The sequence below is a fragment of the Pedobacter yonginensis genome, assembly GCF_003173595.1.
In the GTDB taxonomy this organism is placed as follows: domain Bacteria; phylum Bacteroidota; class Bacteroidia; order Sphingobacteriales; family Sphingobacteriaceae; genus Pedobacter; species Pedobacter yonginense.
The window spans coordinates 986810-1003664 of the sequence record NZ_QGNZ01000001.1; the positions used below are offsets into that span (position 1 = coordinate 986810).

Genomic DNA, 16855 nt, shown 5'->3' on the forward strand with positions numbered 1-16855 from the left:
CCACCCAATTCTGTTTTGTAATTACATCAAAATTTTAAAGCATGAAAAAGGTATTTTATATAGGGTTCGCACTGAGTTGTGGATTAACATTTCAAGCCTGCCAAAGCGCAGATAAAAGATCATCCACCACCAAAGACAGTGTTGCGGGCGACACCAATATGGTAAACGGAAACCACATAACTGGCGCTGAAAGTACACAAAGCGGTTTAGATGAAGAGGGTTCTACCTTCTTAAAAAAAGCGGCAGTAGGTGGCATTATGGAAGTTGAAGCTGCTAAAATTGCGCTAAAAAATGCTCAAAGTGCCGAAGTTAAAAACTTTGCCAGCCAAATGCTTACCGACCACACCAAAGCCAACACAGAATTAAAAGCATTGGCGAAAGATAAAAAAGTGATTACGGCTGATGGGCTGCCTGCTGAAGATCAGATGCACTTGGATGAGATGAAAAAAATGACAGGCTCAGACTTTGACAAACACTACATTGCGATGATGGTGACTGACCACGATAAGACTGTGGACTTGTTTAAACAAGGTGTTGCCAATAGAGACCAAGCGATTAAAACCTGGGCAACGAATACATTAAAAGTTATAGAAGGGCATACTGAAATGGCTAAAAAGATTGCTTTAAGTTTAAAATAGTTGCCATACAAAACCAATTGAATCCTGAGTATTTTATACTCGGGATTTTTTTATTAACAAAACTTCACCTCAACTTTTATCCCTCAGAAATCATTTTTGATAGATTTTATCAATTTCAAAAAAATTAAAATTATCTTTCAACGTTAAATACAAAAATCCCAATATGAATAAGCGTAAAATTTTTAAAATGCTGTTGAGTATTACAACAGTAAGTGCATTACCTTTTATGGCTTCTGCGCAAAAACCAAATTGGCAAAATCTCGATCTAAAATCCGATACAACCTTCGGAATTAGCACCGAGCGAGCATATAAAGAACTTTTGAAAGGAAAAAAATCAACCAAAGTAATTGTTGCTGTAAATGATGGCGGTGTAGATGCCCAGCACGAAGATTTAAAGCGTGTAATGTGGGTTAACGCTAAAGAAATTGCTGACAACGGTAAAGATGACGACAAAAACGGCTACATCGATGACATACATGGTTGGAACTTCTTGGGTGGTGCTAAAGAATCCATCAACAACGAAACCTTAGAACTAACCCGTTTGGTACGCAGAGATCAGGTTAGATTTGCAAATACCACGGATGCAAATGTTTCTGAAAAGGATAAAAAAGATTTTGAAGCCTTCAAAAAACAAAGAACTGATTTAGAGCAACAACTTGGAGAAGCCAAAGCAAATTTATCAGGCATCACTGGTTTTAAAAATGCTTTAGATGCAGTAGTAAAGAAAATCGGAAAAGATGTACCTACTGCTGCTGATTTTGAGAATTTTAAACCACAAACAGATGTGGAAGGCAGGATTAAAGATGCAGTTGGTGGCGCTTTAAAGGATATGACCTTTACTGAGTTTTATAACGACCAAATCCTGGAGGGTATAAAATATTACGGGCAACAAGCCAATTATAACTTAAACGTAGATTTCGATCCCCGCGGAATTGTTGGCGATGATCCAAACAACAGCAAAGAAAGATTTTATGGAAACAATGATGTAGCTGGGCCAGATGCTTTACATGGTTCTCATGTATCTGGAATTATCGGAGCAGACAGAACCAATAAATTGGGCATCATGGGCGTTGCAGATAATGTAGCCATTATGGGCGTTCGTTGTACACCAAATGGTGATGAGCGAGATAAAGACGTTGCAAACGCCATCCGTTATGCCGTAGATAATGGCGCAAAAGTAATTAACATGAGTTTCGGAAAGGCTTACAGCTGGGATAAAGCTACTGTAGATGAAGCCGTAAAATACGCAGTTTCTAAAGATGTACTTTTGGTACATGCGGCCGGTAATGATAATAAGGACTTAGAAATTGAGAACAACTTCCCTACCAGTAAGTATTTAGACGGTACAGTTGCCAGTTCATGGATTACAGTAGGCGCGTCTGGTTGGAAAGATGATGAAACTTTAAAAGCCAGTTTCTCTAACTTTGGTAAAACACAAGTAGATGTTTTTGCACCTGGCGTAAACATCAATTCTACCGTACCGGGTTCAAAATACAAGGAAGAAAATGGTACAAGTATGGCATCGCCAGTAGTGGCCGGTTTAGCGGCCTTAATTCGCTCTTACTATCCAAAATTAACGGCTGTGGAAGTGAAAGACATCATCATGAAATCAGTTGTAAAAGTAAATCATAACGTATCCTACAAAAAAGGCGAAGGTCCAGATGCTCAAAGCGTTTCTGTCCCTTTTTCTGATTTATGCGTGAGTGGTGGAATTGTTAATGCTTACAACGCATTAAAATTAGCAGCTACTTACAAAAAATAAAAAATTTAACATCAAAAAAAATGCGAACCTGATTGGGTTCGCATTTTTTTTAATTAATGAAAATTTTAAGCTACAGTGAATTCGGTTTAATCATCACAAACGCAACTTAAGCTAAAATTTTGTCTGGGGTAATTGGCAGCTTTCTAATTCGCTTACCAGTGGCATTAAATACAGCATTAGCTAGGGCTGCTGAAAATCCAATTAAAGCAATTTCGCCCATTCCTTTTGCACCCATTGGGTTAACCAAGTAATCTGGTTTATCAATAAAAATCACCTCAATTTCTGGAACATCGGCATTTACCGGAACATGGTAATCGGCGAAGTTATTATTTATGTATCGCCCATAGCGATGATCTAAAATGGACTCTTCGGTTAGTGCCATCCCAATACCACCAACTGCACCGCCAACCATCTGACTTCTTGCTGTTTTTGGACTCACAATTTTTCCAGAATCTCCAACAGAAACGATTTTGCTAATCTTAACAACTCCTGTAAGACTATGAACTTTCACCTGCACAAAATGAATGGAGAAAGAATACATCGAGTAGCTATCCCGTTCCTTACCGCTTTGGCTTTCTTTGGTTACTTCGATAGATGGAAGATTATTTTTCTTGAGTACATCGACAAATTTAGAAGTTGCATCCATGTTGGAATTTGCAGCCAGTTCTGCAATAGTAGATTTTAAAGCTACACAAACGTCATTTACGGCAGAACCAATGGTGGATAAAGTTGCTGAGCCACCTTGGCTAGGTGCAGGTGGAAGTGATGAATCTCCAAGCTCAAAAGTAATTTTGCTGGTTGGAATATTCAGTAATTTACTCGCAATCAGGCCCATACCCGTTCCAGTACCGGGCCCAATATCACTTGTGGCACTCTGAAGCACTAAGGTTCCGTCTGCTTTAAGAATTCCCTTAACGCTTGCTTTGCCCCTGTTGGCATTGAATACTCCAACGCTTACACCATATCCGGTTTTCCATGATCCTTCGACTAAACTTCCTGGCTTATTTTTCCGCTTACTCCATCCTATTTTATCGGCCCCCAGTTTATAGGCCTCTTTTAGGTTTTTGCTAGAGAATGGTTTATTTTTTTGCTGATCCATTTCTGGATCATTTTTAATTCTAAAATCCAAGGGATCCATATCCAGCTCATGCGCCAATTCATCAATAGCACTTTCAAGCGCAAATGCTCCTGTTGCTTCCCCTGGTCCACGCATCCAAATCGGCACGCCCAAATCGACAGGAACTATGGTATAAGATGTGTTCACGTTATCGCATTGGTACATAAATTTAGCCATGTTCACTACACCTTCTGTAAAGTTCTCATAGGTAGAGCTTTCTCCGAATGCCTTATGTGTAATTCCGGTCAGCTTGCCATCTTTAGTTGCACCTAAGCCAACTTTTTGAATGGCAGCTGGTCTGTTGCCCACCATGGTGAACATTTGCATCCTCGTAATCACCAGTTTAACAGGTTTGCCAATATGTTTGGAAGCCATAACCGTGGCAATTTCAAGTGGCCAAGTCCTTAAGGCCATTCCAAAACCTCCACCAACAAATTCAGAATTTACTTGAATGTTCTCAATCGGAATTTTAAATACATTGGCAATGGTTCCTTGTGTAGCCTTTACACCTTGCGTTTTTGCATATACGGTAACTTTGTTTGCAGGTCGCCAATCAGCAATAATTCCATGCAATTCCATAGGGTTATGCGTTTCAATTGGCAACACATATTCCTGCTCAATTTTCACTTCTGCAGTTTTATAGGCATTTTCTGTACCGCGTTTATAATCTGGCTGCCCTTGTAATTTTTTGGCCTTTGTATCTTTAAGTGCCTTTTCCAAATCGGTATTAAAGGCTTCTTTTGCGTAGGTTGCTTTCACTAAGGATGCTGCATAAGTTGCCCTTTCAAAAGTGTTTGCAACTACAATTGCAATGGGTTGGCCGTTGTAAAAAATCTTGTCGGTATAAAAGATTTTCATTGGCGAGCCACCTTCTTGCTCGTAAGCTGGTGCAGATGGTTTATTCAGATGAGAAAGCACGGCAATAACACCAGGCGCCTTCTCTGCTTCTTTTGTATTTAACGAAGTTATTTTTCCTTTGGTAATGGTGCTGGTAACCAAAACACCATAAGTTAAACCAGGCAACTCATATTCAGCAAAGTACTTTGCCCCGCCCGTAACTTTCAAAAATCCATCTACGCGATCATTTTCGTCTTTTAAAATTCGATTTTCCATCATTACGCTTTTGATTTTGCTAGGTTTAAGGCTTCAATAATTGTGTTTGGAGCAAGCGTTAATTTGAAATCGTTTTCCCCAAATCCTTTTGCACCCGTCATAGATAACTTCGCAGCTTGTTCAAAATTTTCGGTAGTCGCTTCTTTTCCTTTAAGGAAATCTTCTGCGCTGGTCAACCTCCAAGGTTTATGAGCAACCCCACCCATTGCCAAGCGTACATTGACAATTTTATTGCCTTGAAGTTCTAAGCCAGCCGCCACAGACACCAAAGCAAATGCATAGGATGCGCGATCCCTTACTTTTAAATAATAGGCGTTTTTGGCGAAATTATTTAAGGGAACTTCTACTCTAACAATCATTTCATCCGCTTTTAAGTTATTGTCTAACTGAGGGGTATCTCCTGCCAAACGATGAAAATCTTTAAATAGAATTTTCCTTTCGCCTTTTGGAGTGGCTAACACCACTTCTGCATCTAAAGCAACCAAGGCAATGCACATATCACTTGGATGAACCGCAATACACTTGTCTGATGTACCAAAAATGGCGTGCATCCTGTTGAAGCCATCTATGGCGCCACAACCCGACCCTGCTTCTCGTTTATTGCAAGGCATTTCCGTATCGTAAAAATATCCACAGCGTGTTCTTTGCATCATATTTCCACCAACTGTTGCTACATTTCTCAATTGTGCAGAAGCACCAGCATTTAAAGCCCAAGAGAGCAAGGGCAACTTTTCCTGAATTAATGGATGCTCTGCAACCGCAGTGTTCGTCGCCATTGCGCCAATGTGGATCTTTGATCCCACCAATTCGATTTGCTTTAATGGCACATGATTGATGTCGATTAACTTTTCGGGTGCGGTAACACCCCTTTTCATCAAATCAATTAGATTGGTTCCGCCACCAAGAAATTTGGCATTTTTATCTTTTTGCAGAAGTGTTAACGCTGATTTTGCAGTCGTGGTTCTTAAGTATTGAAAGTTAATCATACGTTGGCACCTCCTTCCTTCACTTCAACTATTGCATCAACAATATTTGGATAAGCACCACATCTACAGATGTTTCCGCTCATGTATTCACTAATTTCTGCACGACTATTCGCGTGACCTTCCCTTACGCAAGCAACAGCAGACATAATCTGTCCTGAAGTGCAATAACCACATTGAAAACCATCATGTTTAATAAAAGCCTGTTGCATGGGATGCAATTCCTCTCCCTTTGCTAAGCCTTCAATGGTGGTAATTTTTTTGCCTTCATTCATTACAGCAAGACTTAAACAGGAATTAACCCTAGCGCCATCCACATGCACCGTACAGGCACCACATTGACCATGATCGCAACCTTTTTTTGTGCCCGTTAAATGAAGCTCCTCACGTAGGTAGTCTAGTAACGACACCCGTGGCTCAATAGAGGCTTTGTAAGCTTTATTGTTAACAGTAATGTTAAGTGGAATTTTTTCGAAGAGCGCTGCAAAGCGCTCATCTGCTTGGCTTTCTGCGGCCTTCATAGCCACTGCGGGCGTTAAGGCTACGGCAGTAATTAATGAACTCTTTTTCAGAAAATCACGCCTGCTATCGCCTGAATTCTTTTTATTATCTGATGACTGCATAAAAAATATTTAGAGATGGTTATCCTTTTTTAAAGTTCGGAAACTTAATGTTGAAATTGTAGTGATTCGGAAATTTAGAACAATTCTATTGAGTAATATTTCTATATAAGCACTGCAAACAATCAATAACAAAATAATTTCCAAAATGTTATCTCAATTTCTATTTTTAGCAAATGGAAAATATTAAAACGCTACCCAATTTATCCTTTGAAGAACAACGTGTATTAGGCTCGCTGATTGAGAAAAGCAGAACCACGCCTGATTACTACCCAATGACGTTAAATAGCTTAACAGCCGCCTGCAATCAAAAAAGTTCCAGAAATCCGGTGGTAAATTATGATGAAGAAACGGTAACCTTGACATTGAATTTGTTAAAAATTAAAGGCTTAATTTCTACCGTTACAGGCGGTTCAAGTCGGGTGATCAAATATAAACACAATCTGGGAATTGTTTATCCGCTGGTTCCATCAGCACTTTCTATCATTTGCCTGTTGCTTTTGCGGGGACCATTAACGCCGGGCGAAATCAATAGCAATTCGGGTAGGTTATTCGAGTTTGAAAGTATTCAAGAAATTTTAGATCAACTAATTGAATTATCAAACGAGGAGCTACCATTTGTAAAGCAGTTGGCCAAGAAAACCGGTCAGAAAGAAGCTCGTTTTATCCACTTACTTGGCGAACAAGCAGAAACGGAAACGATTGTGGAAACAAGTGAGGCACCAACTTTTCAAGCAAATGAGGCACTAGAGCATCGCATAGTAAAATTAGAACAGGAAGTAGAAGAATTAAAAGAGCTTGTTAATCTTTTAATGGATAAGTAATTCGCTCATTATCAGTTGTTTTGTAACGATATAAAAATTTAAGGCTTAGCCACAAACATCGAAAAGGCTTTATTTAATTCGGCCTCTGTAAAATCCTGTTCGTAAAATCGACGTTTTTTGGCCTTTACAAATAGCGTAGCAGGTATGGCTCCAGACCATTTCTTGTCTATCCTCCCGGTGTATTCTTGTTGATTGGGCTCATTAAGTAAGAAAACCTCTGCTTTAAGTTTTTGGTTCTGAACAAAGGGAATCACTGCTTTTTGAAGTTTCGATTTAAAATCTAAACTCACCAGCAAAACTTTTACAGGCCTGTTGACATTGGCTAAACGCAGTTTTTCAAATCCGGGTAGTTCGGCCACACATGGCGAACACCAAGTGGCCCAAAAATTAATTACATAGGTAGTGTCCTTTCCATTAGCCAATCGAGCGTCAAGTTCATCTAAACTTAAAAGTTTAACTTGCGCTTTACCGATGTAAGCAACTGATAATAATATAATTATAAAAAATAAACGCATATCTTTCTATTCATCCCTACTACCGTACCGAACCCGATTTTACCAAAACATTTTGATAAGCTGGTAAGTTCAAATCATCTACAATTACCCCTCTGGTTGTGCTTGCATGTACAAAAAAACCATTGTTAAGGTACACACCAACATGATCTACATCCCTGCCGGCAAATGAGAAGAATACTAAATCCCCCTCATTTAAACGATCTACACTTTTATGCTTTACAACATTGGCCTGATCGCGGGAGATTCTGGGAAGGGTAATTCCATAAATCTCTTTTTCCAAAAGAAAAGCAAAACCGGAACAATCTATCCCACTTTTGTCTAAACCGCCGAAGCGATATTTTACACCGGTCCAGTCGGTTATAAAACGATAGAGCTCTTTACTTTTTAAACTTGCCATGGCATCGGCAACTTTCGATGCCTTGGTATCACTTTTTACGGTGTATTTTCGGCTACCACAAGAGAACATTAAAACAGAGAGGATTAAAACCAGCCAAAAAGAATGTTTTTCGTACTTCATATCAATATTCTTTATCCCATCAAATGCGAACAAATCAAAAAATTTAATTTTTAATCAACCGCTGTATCTCATCCAATTTTAGTAAAGCTTCTACAGGAGTTAACGCATTTACATCCAAATTATTTAATGTATCCCTAATTTTAACCAGAACTGGATCGTCTATCGCAAACATTTGCAATTGATAGGCTTGATTTTGAACCTTTTTAATGCTGTCTTTAATGCTTTGCCCTTCGGTGCGGTCTATTTCTAATTTCTTTAAAATTTCATTTGCCCTGCCGATTAATTTTGGAGGCATACCCGCCATTTTTGCAACATGGATTCCGAAACTATGCTCGCTCCCACCAGGAACCAATTTTCTTAAAAAGATTACCTTATTGGTCATTTCCTTTACCGAAACGTTAAAATTCTTAATTCGAGGCATGGTGTTAGCCAACTCATTTAGCTCGTGGTAATGGGTTGCAAACAACGTTTTCGGTCGAGAAGTTGGGTGTTGATGCAAAAACTCGGCAATGGCCCAAGCAATAGAAATTCCATCGTAAGTACTTGTTCCTCGGCCTATTTCGTCTAACAGGATTAAGCTATCATCAGATATATTATTCAGAATACTCGCCGTTTCGTTCATTTCCACCATGAAGGTACTTTCTCCTGATGAAATGTTATCAGATGCCCCAACACGGGTAAAAATTTTATCTACAATTCCAACATCCGCAGCCTTGGCAGGCACAAAACAGCCCATTTGTGCCATTAAAACAATTAAGGCCGTTTGCCTTAAAATTGCCGACTTACCCGCCATGTTCGGACCAGTAATCATAATAATTTGCTGACTATCCGTATCTAAATAAACATCATTCGTGATATACTCTTGTCCAACAGGCAGTTGTTTTTCAATAACAGGATGCCTACCCCCTTTAATATCCAGCACCTTGGCTTTGTTTACACTCGGCTTAACGTAATGATTTTTCTCGGCCAACTGCGCAAAACACAACAAGCAATCCAACTGGGCAATTAAGAAAGAATCAAGTTGAATGGGTTTGATGTAGCTGGCTGTTTCATACATCAACTCATTATACAAACGAATTTCAATGGCCTGAATTTTTTCTTCAGCACCTAAAATCTGTTCCTCGTATTCCTTAAGCTCAGGGGTAATGTATCGCTCTGCATTTACCAAAGTTTGCTTCCTAATCCAACCCTCTGGCACCTTATCTTTGTGCGTGTGTGTAACCTCTAAATAGTAACCAAACACATTGTTAAAAGAAATTTTTAAAGATGGAATTCCTGTCGCCTCGGCTTCACGTTTCTGAATTTGAACCAAATAATCTTTACCTCCAAAAGCAATTTTTCGCAATCGATCCAAATCTTCGTCAATGCCATCGTTAATTACATTGCCTTTAATTAGCAATGCCGGTGGGTCTTGTTGAACTTCTTTTTCAATTCTCTCGCGTATAGCCAAACACGGATTTAACTGATCTGCAATTTTTATAAGAAATGGATTTTTTGAGCCAGCAGCCAAATTTTTAACCGCTTCTATATGTGTTAAAGCTCTTTTCAAGGCTACCAATTCCCGCGGACCAACACGCTGTAGTCCGACTTTCGAAATTAATCTTTCCAAATCACCTATCTGCTTAATGTGGGCTAAAAACTCTTGCTGAAGCGCTTCGTTGTTCACAAAAAAATCGACCATACCCAAGCGTTCTTCAATGGGCTTCAGCTCTTTAAGTGGCATAATAATCCACTTTTGTAGCAAACGCGCACCCATTGGCGTACAGCTGTGGTCTAAAATATCAAATAAGGTAACGGCATTATCGTTTGGCGAATTCACCAGTTCTAAATTGCGAATGGTAAAACGATCCAACCACATGTAGCGGTCTTCTTCAATTCTGCTAATCGAGGTAATGTGCTGTAAATTGCGATGCTCAGTTTCGCCTAAATAATGCAAAATAACACCCGCAGCAACAATTCCGCTCTGTAAACGCTCAATCCCGAATCCCTTTAACGAGGCTACATCAAAATGTTTGGTAAGGGTTTCTTGGGCGTAATCGGTTGTATAAGGCCATTCATCTAAGCCGAAAGTGTAGAAACGATCTCCGAATTGCTCAATGAAATTCTGTCGCTTAGATTTTTGAAAAATAACTTCTGTTGGTTTAAAACCTTGTAAAAGCTTATCAATGTAATCGCTATTTCCCTGTGCAATCATAAATTCGCCTGTAGAAATATCTAAAAACGATACACCTAGTTGGGTTTTATCAAAGAAAACAGAAGCTAAATAATTATTTGATTTTTGATTTAAGATATTGTCGCCATAAGCAACGCCAGGCGTTACCAGTTCAGTTACACCTCGTTTAACAATATTTTTCGTCAATTTTGGATCTTCAAGCTGATCGCAAATTGCCACACGTTGCCCTGCCCTTACCAATTTAGATAAATAATTATCTAGCGAGTGGTGTGGAAAACCCGCAAGTTCTAAAGCACCGCCATTGGGTCCCGTGCCTCTTCGCGTGAGTACAATGCCTAATATCTGTGCCGTCTTAATGGCATCTTCACCAAAGGTTTCATAAAAATCGCCAACTCTAAAAAGTAAAAGTGCACCCGGATACTTCGCCTTAATGGCGTTGTATTGCTGCATTAACGGGGTTTCTTTATTTGTATCTTTAGCCAAAACTGAATTTAATTTGCAAAAGCTATAAAGATAGCACGATTAGGCATTCTACAACTGTTTTGTTGAAAAGTTAAAAGATTGTTAGTTTGTTTGGAGGCATGACGGGGTTGATGGAAGGTTTCTAGGTTGTTTAGCGCTGTAATCGACTTCGATTTGATTTATCAGTTAAATGATGATTTGGAAATGATGGCTTCGGTACATTGTGGCTTCGGTACATTGTGGCTTCGTTAGCCCTGCTATCCACTTTACTCCGCTTCGCTCCGTGCTCGTTCCTATCAGGTTTAATCACAAAGTTTTGTGCGCTTGATCTACACGAACCCGTATCTGTTGGGTTATAGGTGTTCAATGTTGATTTGGAAATGATGGGTTCGGTACATTGTGGCTTCGTTAGTCCTGCTATCCACTTTACTCCGCTTCGCTCCGTGCTCGTTCCTATCAGGTTTAATCACAAAGTTTTGTGCGCTTGATCTACTTATGTTCAATCTGTATCATCCTTTTTATTTGATCGCGATTTAAGAAATCAATGATGCTCATATCCAATATTTTACAGTTAAACATTTCTAATTAAAAACGTTTAGGCTTCTCGACTGTTAGTTTTATATAGTTTAACCTAATATTTTTATTATGACGATTCAACTGAATACCGACAAGAGTTTAACCATCCATCAAGAATACGAAACGAAAATTCAAACCCAAATTACGGATGCATTGAGCAGGTTTAATGATTTAATTACAAGATTAGAAGTTCATTTATCAGACGAAAATGGCAGCAAAGATGGCTTGGATGATAAAAGGTGCTTACTAGAAGCCAAAATTGCTGGTAAAGAGCCAATTGCAGTTACTAATTTTGGAGATACTTACGATCTTGCTATAACTGGTGCCCTAACCAAAATGAAAAGTGCCTTGGAAAAAGTAGCAGGAAAAATGAAGAGTCATTAAGGTAGTTTCAAAATTCGATTTCTCAGTTAGATGACAGCCCTCAAAGCTGCATTCAAAACAATCATAATCAAAATGCAATCTTTTAACAAAGGTTGCATTTTGTTTTTATAGCCTTGGCACTTAGAGTTGCTCAATGTATGCCAAAAACATATTTAATGCTTTTTTTCGATCTTCCGTAACCTCAAACTGGAGCTTGTTATATAAATAATCTGCTAAATCGAAGTTTTCTGTCTTAGGTAAATCCTTAAGCACCTCGTTTCTGTTTTCCAAGCCAAATTTTAAAGCCGCATTAAATTCATCTTTAAAGGCCTGCGAAATTTGTTTATTCGCTACCCAAGCAGCGTACATAAAAGGCAAGCCGGTAAAGTTTTTCCACTCGGCGCCCATATCATATGCAAAAGCATAATTATCTTTTTTACCGAAAGTACGGTCGCCGATTAAAACGATGGCATCTGTTTTTGCATTTGGATCGGTTGTAAATTGAACATCCTGTTTCCAGTAGAATTTAAGCAAAACTTTAGCAAGATTATTAGATGTTCTGGAATGGGAATCCAATTTTAAGGTTTTAATTTCCTGCACAGGTACATCGCTGAAAATAAAAACGGAGTTTACCGCACCATCACTGCCGATACAATAATCTGCTACGAGGTTTGCATTTGGCACTAGCGGAATTGCAGCTACAGGCATTAGGCCCATATCTACCTCGCCGCTAATTACTTTCGCGGCACAATCTGACGGGATATCTAAACTTAAATCTATCCTATTAATGATATCCGAATGCTCTAATCCGTATATAAAAGCTTTGGTGTTGGTGTAAGCAACAGCCGATATTTTTATTTTATTCAAGGTATTCTTAATCTTATTTTATGGTAACAAAGCGAGGCTCATGCTAAAATACAGCACCAATCTCATTTGGTTAAAGCCTAAACTGTAATGCTTTACAACATTATCCAATCACTAAACCATCTAAATGGATAGCACTATTAAATTCTAAAACGGTAAACTGTCCATCCTCGAAACCCATTTTATACAGAACTGTATTTTGATGTGGAAATTCAGTCATTTCATTTAAAGGTTTTTGAAGCAACAGGCAAAGAAAAACCCTCATGGCTCTTCCGTGCATACACAAAAGTACCGTTTCTTCTTCTGGCCGTGTAGATAACACTTCCATCGGCACTTTTAAACGCTCATACACTTCCTGAACGCTTTCACCCCCTTCAAAATGGGCTGTATAATCACCTTCTTCCCAAGATTGTAACATGGCACGAAAAGCCTCGCGTGCACTTTCAGAGTTTCGCTGTCCTTCCCAAACACCCCAAGCCAATTCGTCTAAGCCAGAAAGCTTTTCCCATGGCAAACCAGAATCAATAAATTTTTGAACGGTTTGCCAAGTGCGTTTCAGATCTGAAGTGTAAATTTTATCAAAGGGGATATCCTTATATTTTTGATAAAATGCCTCAGCCTGAGCCCTACCGGTATCGTTTAAATCAGAATTTATACCTCTGCCTTGTACTATGCCTTGTCTATTGAGTTCCGTCTCGCCGTGGCGGATAATATAAATTTGCTTCATTTTTTTTTATTAATTATTGGATTTTGACTGAATGAATTTTGAATGATTGAATTTTGAATGATTGAATTTTGAATGATTGAATGATTGAATTTTGCGAAGGATAAATCTTCATTTCAGCGCTGTCTCATTACCAAATTCGCCAATTCTCTAAATCAATAATTCCCTAATTCACTAATTAATCCCGAATGTTGCAGTGCGCAAATCTTTTATTTCAAAGGCATCCCATTATCAAATTAGCTAATTCACTAATTCTCTAATTCCCTAATTCACTCATTAGTTCAGGATGTTGCAGTGCGCAAATCTTTCATTTCAAATCCATCCCATTATCAAATTAGCTAATTCACTAATTCCCTACTTCACTCATTAATTCCGAATGTTGCAGTGCGTAAATCTTTCATTTCAAATCCATCCAATTATCAAATTAGCTAATTCACTAATTAGCTAATTCACTAATTCTCTCATTAACTAGATCATTCCTTAACTCACCACTGGTAACTTATAGTATTGCGGTTTTTTCTCTTCTTCAAAAACAACGTTTTCAAAATCGGTAACCACATTATATAAAGTATCGCGTTCTATCGCTTTCCGGCCTACTTGCTTAATAAGGTTTACCAATTCGCGGGTACTCATGGCAGGCGTTTGTTCTTCGGCCCCGGCCATTGAATAAATTTTTGTGGTATCGTCTAATGTTCCATCAATATCATCAACACCATAATTAAGAGATAATTGGGCCGTTTCGCGACTAATCATTGCCCAATAGGCTTTAATATGATCGAAATTATCCATGTAAATGCGGGCAATGGCATAGTTTCTTAAATCCTCGATTACCGAAGACTCAGGAACATTGCTCATTTGGTTGTGTTGATTCCTAAATTTTAAAGGAATAAATGTTTGAAAACCACCTGTTTGATCTTGTAAGGCTCGAAGTTTCTCCATATGATCTACCCGATGCCAGAATTTCTCGATGTGTCCGTAGAGCATGGTTGCGTTACTACGCATACCCAATTTATGCCATTCTTCATGTATGGCCAGCCATTGTTCGCCAGTACATTTATCTTTAGCTATTTGTTCTCGAATTTCGGGGTGAAAGATTTCAGCACCGCCACCAGGCATAGATTGAAGTCCAGCCTCTTTCATTAATTTCATGCCCGTTGCATAATCAATTTTTGCTTTTTTGAAAATATAGTGATACTCAACAGGCGTTAAGGCTTTAACGTGCAATTCAGGTCGGTGTGCTTGGATGGCCGAAAATAAGGCAGAATAAAATTCAACATCATATTGAGGCAAAACACCCCCAACAATGTGTACTTCGGTTACAGGCTCATCATCATATTTCTTAACAATATCAAGCATTTGCTCCATTGTTAAAGCCCAGCCTTCTTCCTTTTGTTTGATTAATCGAGAGTAAGAACAAAACTTGCAATCGTACACGCAAAGATTGGTTGGCTCTAAGTGAAAATTGCGATTAAAATAGGTTTTATCGCCATGTTTCTCTTCTCGAATATGATTGGCCAAAACACCCAAATAGCCCAATTCAGCATGCTCGTAAAGGTAAACACCTTCATCAAAATTAATCCGTTCTTTATTGAGGACTTTTTTGGCTATGTTTTGCAGTTCAGTTGATAATGAAGTATCAGCTAATATTTTTTCAACTTGCTCAGTTGTATTCATTTCTGATTTATTTTGAACAAAAATACAATATTGATGGGATTTGAAAATCATTTTCTTGTAACAAACCATGCATGCTACCCATGTTCGTGTTTATCCGCCCGTATTGCACAAACAAGTCATAAAAAAGGAGTGTAAATAAAAAAAGCACCTCTTTTCAGAAGTGCTTCTCTAAATATTCCATAGGTAAATGAAATTATCTTGCCGCAGGCACAAAGGTTAAGATGATATTGGCTGTTTTACCACCAAACTCAATTGGCGATTTCATCACCATTTGTGTGCTAGAAAGCTCAGTTAAAATTAAACGATAACCTTCTGTAACGTTTTTAGCTTTATCACCTTCATATATTTTTTTAAATTGGAAGGTTTCTTCTTTTGGTGCTGCAGACCAGAAAATGGTTTGCATTACCGCTCCACATGTGCTTGATGCTGGTAAAGTGTACGATCCATTACCGCTATTGGTTAAATTCCAGGTACTGCCTTCGAAGCATTTGTAAGATTTTTCACCAAATAAACCTTGTACTGCGCCATCAGGTAAACCATCTAGCGAAACATTGCTCACTACCCATTCGCGAACTACAGTACCTCTGCTACCTGTAACGCCTGCTGTTACTCTTTTCGCAGTATTACAGCTTTGTAAAGTAATCAAGGTAGAACATGCAATCGCAATGGCTATAAATAATCTTTTCATTTTAGTTTTAATTTAAATTTCTCCAAACAGAACACATAAATCTTGCCAAAACAAATAACAAACAAAAATTAGCTTCAAATTATTAAATTGCGCTTCCAAAGAATTCCAAAAAAGCTAAATCATCATGAAACCCGAAACCCTTGCTATTCACGCCTCTAATCTTGTTAAAAGTGCTACTGGTGATGTAACCACACCTTTAAATTTATCAACCACTTTCTTTCGTGATGAACATGGTGGATATCCGGGCGGGCATATGTACAGTAGAGTAAGTAACCCAAATCGGTCTGCTTTAGAAAACACAGTGGCCAAATTAGAATTTGGAGAAGATGCTGCAGCTTTTGCATCAGGTAATAATTGTGGAATGAGTCTTTTCCAAGCCTTGAAACCCGGAAGCCACATTATTGCACCCGATGATATGTATTGGGGCATCAAAAAACAGCTCTTAACCATTTTCAATGAAAGTTTAGAATTTGATTTTGTAGATCAGACAGATTTAGCTTTAATTGAAGCATCGATTAAACCAAATACCAAACTTATCTGGATCGAAACCCCATCTAATCCCTTGCTTAAGGTTACCGATATCGAAGAAATTTCAAAAATCGCCAAAGCCAATCAGATCACTTTGGCTTGTGATAGTACCTTTGCCTCGCCTATTTTGCAGAACCCGATTTTGCTCGGTGCAGACCTAGTGATGCACAGCAGTACAAAATACCTTGGTGGACACAGCGATGTATTGGGCGGAATTTTAGTGACCGCAAAAAAAGATGACTTGTGGGATAAAATCAAAAATGTGCAACAAACCGGAGGTGCCGTACCCTCTCCATTCGATTGTTTTTTACTTTGCCGGAGCATAAAAACATTGGCCTACCGAATGAAAGGCCATTGCGAAAATGGGAAAAAGGTTGCGCAATATTTACTGAGTCATCCAAATGTCGAGGCTGTTTTCTATCCAGGATTAGAAAGTCATCCACAGCACGAAATTGCCAAAAAGCAAATGAAAGATTTTGGAGGAATGATGTCGTTTTTAGTTAAGGGCGATGTAGATGCAACCAATAAGGTGGTAAACAAAGTTCAATTATTTGCACAGGCCACAAGTTTAGGTGGCGTAGAAAGCTTAATCGAACACCGTTACTCAGTTGAAGGCCCAGATAGCAAAACCCCAAAAAACTTGCTTAGAATTTCCGTTGGCTTGGAGCATGTGGATGATATCATCGCTGATTTAGAACAGGCTTTAGCCTAAGG

At 38.7% G+C, this 16855-nt stretch carries 15 protein-coding genes; 5 read left to right on the plus strand and 10 right to left on the minus strand.

What is annotated here, in order from left to right; all coding sequences use genetic code 11:
- Positions 1–41: 41 nt before the first annotated feature.
- Together DHW03_RS04315 and DHW03_RS04320 are read left to right on the plus strand one after the other, a co-directional pair.
- Positions 42–638 carry a DUF4142 domain-containing protein gene (locus DHW03_RS04315; RefSeq protein ID WP_109924493.1) on the plus strand — a complete coding sequence of 199 codons (597 nt, stop codon included), beginning with the start codon at positions 42–44 and terminating at the stop codon, positions 636–638.
- Positions 639–801: 163 nt separating this feature from the next.
- Positions 802–2400 (plus strand): S8 family peptidase, encoded by a 1599-nt coding sequence (locus DHW03_RS04320; protein WP_109924494.1) that lies wholly within the window; start codon positions 802–804, stop codon positions 2398–2400.
- 106 nt (positions 2401–2506) lie between these two features.
- On the opposite strand, the gene DHW03_RS04325 is transcribed toward DHW03_RS04320, so the two are convergent.
- From DHW03_RS04325 to DHW03_RS04335, 3 genes are read right to left on the minus strand one after another with little or no spacing between them, the layout of a single operon-like run.
- The gene (locus DHW03_RS04325) at positions 2507–4630 is read right to left on the minus strand and encodes a xanthine dehydrogenase family protein molybdopterin-binding subunit (protein ID WP_109925005.1); all 2124 of its coding nucleotides are present in this window, start codon (positions 4628–4630) and stop codon (positions 2507–2509) included.
- A gap of 2 nt (positions 4631–4632) precedes the next feature.
- Positions 4633–5616, minus strand: a complete 984-nt coding sequence (locus DHW03_RS04330; protein ID WP_109924495.1) for an FAD binding domain-containing protein — start codon at positions 5614–5616, stop codon at positions 4633–4635.
- Positions 5613–6236, minus strand: a complete 624-nt coding sequence (locus DHW03_RS04335) for a (2Fe-2S)-binding protein (RefSeq protein WP_109924496.1) — start codon at positions 6234–6236, stop codon at positions 5613–5615. Before DHW03_RS04335 ends, DHW03_RS04330 begins: the two co-directional genes overlap by 4 nt.
- Positions 6237–6409: 173 nt before the next feature.
- Here DHW03_RS04335 and DHW03_RS04340 point away from each other — a divergent pair, with 173 nt between their 5' ends.
- On the plus strand, positions 6410–7057 hold the full coding sequence (locus tag DHW03_RS04340) for a YceH family protein (RefSeq protein WP_109924497.1): 648 nt from the start codon (positions 6410–6412) through the stop codon (positions 7055–7057).
- Between the two features lie 38 nt (positions 7058–7095).
- On the opposite strand, the gene DHW03_RS04345 is transcribed toward DHW03_RS04340, so the two are convergent.
- From DHW03_RS04345 to mutS, 3 genes are read right to left on the minus strand one after another with little or no spacing between them, the layout of a single operon-like run.
- Positions 7096–7572 (minus strand): TlpA disulfide reductase family protein, encoded by a 477-nt coding sequence (locus DHW03_RS04345; protein ID WP_109924498.1) that lies wholly within the window; start codon positions 7570–7572, stop codon positions 7096–7098.
- 19 nt (positions 7573–7591) lie between these two features.
- Positions 7592–8089, minus strand: coding sequence for a C40 family peptidase (locus tag DHW03_RS04350; protein ID WP_109924499.1), 498 nt, complete (start codon positions 8087–8089; stop codon positions 7592–7594).
- Between the two features lie 43 nt (positions 8090–8132).
- The gene (mutS, locus tag DHW03_RS04355; RefSeq protein WP_109924500.1) at positions 8133–10745 is read right to left on the minus strand and encodes a DNA mismatch repair protein MutS; all 2613 of its coding nucleotides are present in this window, start codon (positions 10743–10745) and stop codon (positions 8133–8135) included.
- 624 nt (positions 10746–11369) lie between these two features.
- On the opposite strand from mutS, the gene DHW03_RS04360 reads away from it, so the two are divergent.
- Positions 11370–11684 carry an HPF/RaiA family ribosome-associated protein gene (locus DHW03_RS04360; RefSeq protein ID WP_109924501.1) on the plus strand — a complete coding sequence of 105 codons (315 nt, stop codon included), beginning with the start codon at positions 11370–11372 and terminating at the stop codon, positions 11682–11684.
- A 120-nt stretch (positions 11685–11804) separates the two neighbouring features.
- On the opposite strand, the gene DHW03_RS04365 is transcribed toward DHW03_RS04360, so the two are convergent.
- The 4 genes from DHW03_RS04365 to DHW03_RS04380 all read right to left on the minus strand — a co-directional run bounded on the left by DHW03_RS04365 (position 11805) and on the right by DHW03_RS04380 (position 15613).
- Positions 11805–12530 carry a menaquinone biosynthetic enzyme MqnA/MqnD family protein gene (locus DHW03_RS04365; RefSeq protein ID WP_109924502.1) on the minus strand — a complete coding sequence of 242 codons (726 nt, stop codon included), beginning with the start codon at positions 12528–12530 and terminating at the stop codon, positions 11805–11807.
- Between the two features lie 100 nt (positions 12531–12630).
- The gene (locus DHW03_RS04370; protein ID WP_109924503.1) at positions 12631–13254 is read right to left on the minus strand and encodes a histidine phosphatase family protein; all 624 of its coding nucleotides are present in this window, start codon (positions 13252–13254) and stop codon (positions 12631–12633) included.
- A 477-nt stretch (positions 13255–13731) separates the two neighbouring features.
- Positions 13732–14925 carry an aminofutalosine synthase MqnE gene (gene mqnE / locus DHW03_RS04375; RefSeq protein WP_109925006.1) on the minus strand — a complete coding sequence of 398 codons (1194 nt, stop codon included), beginning with the start codon at positions 14923–14925 and terminating at the stop codon, positions 13732–13734.
- Between the two features lie 193 nt (positions 14926–15118).
- Complete coding sequence (locus tag DHW03_RS04380) at positions 15119–15613, minus strand: hypothetical protein (protein WP_109924504.1); 495 nt, start codon at positions 15611–15613, stop codon at positions 15119–15121.
- Positions 15614–15737: 124 nt separating this feature from the next.
- Here DHW03_RS04380 and DHW03_RS04385 point away from each other — a divergent pair, with 124 nt between their 5' ends.
- Positions 15738–16853: a trans-sulfuration enzyme family protein gene (locus DHW03_RS04385; RefSeq protein WP_109924505.1), complete on the plus strand. Its 1116-nt coding sequence runs from the start codon at positions 15738–15740 to the stop codon at positions 16851–16853.
- The last annotated feature ends 2 nt before the right edge of the window (positions 16854–16855 follow it).